This window comes from Streptomyces botrytidirepellens (assembly GCF_003721215.1).
Lineage (GTDB): Bacteria > Actinomycetota > Actinomycetes > Streptomycetales > Streptomycetaceae > Streptomyces > Streptomyces himastatinicus.
Genome location: NZ_RIBZ01000394.1, coordinates 1 through 804, shown reverse-complemented (window position 1 = coordinate 804; position 804 = coordinate 1). Strand labels below are relative to the sequence as shown.

Here is an 804-nt window from a genome sequence, read left to right as displayed (position 1 = left end):
GCTGCCGCAGCCGGTCCGCACCCGGCTGGCCGGTGAGCACCTGGCCGCCCGGCGCGCCGGGCGCCGCGGCCCGCACCGGCTGACCGCCGCCGACGGAGTGACGTACTCCCTCTTCCCCATCCGCGGCGGTACGAGCGGCGGCGACACCGGCGACACCCCCGCGTCCCCGCTCGCCGACTGGCTGCTGGCGGTCGCCGCGGACGCGGGCGACTGGCCGGACGAGCGGCTGGACCTGCTGCACGGGGTCACCCAGCTGATCGCCGTCGAGCGCGACCGGCGGGACGCGGCCGGTACGGTGCGGCGGCAGCTCGCCCAGGAGGTGCTGGAACTGGTCCAGGCGGGCGCGCCGTCCGCCGAGGTGGCGGCCCGGCTGCGGGTGGCGGCGCCGGTGCTGCTGCCGGGGCTCGGCAGCGGCGACGCGCCGCACTGGCAGGTCGTGGTAGCGCGGCTGGAGGGGGAGCCGGGCGACGGCCCGGTGGCCCAGGCGCTGCTGGAAGAGATCCTGGTGGACCCGCGGTCGGCCGGGGCCGGGCCCTCGGACCGGATCGCCGTGGCGCACACCGGGGACGAGGCGGTGGCGCTCCTCCCGCTGCCCGCACCCACCGACACCGATGCCGACGCCGCGTCCACGGAGGTGGCGGGCCACGAGGCGGGGCTGCACGCGGACGCCCTGCTCGCGGCCGTCGGCGAACCGCTCGCCCGCGGGCTGGGCGACGACGCCCGGCTCACGCTGGGCGTCAGCGCCCCCGTGCACTCCGCCGAGGCGCTGCGCGGCGCGCTGGAGGAGGCCCGGCACGCCCGCCG

General features: G+C 80.2%; 1 pseudogene. It reads left to right on the top strand.

Annotated elements, in window-relative coordinates:
• Positions 1-804 (top strand): annotated as a pseudogene (locus tag EEJ42_RS31145) (PucR family transcriptional regulator); the annotation flags it as partial.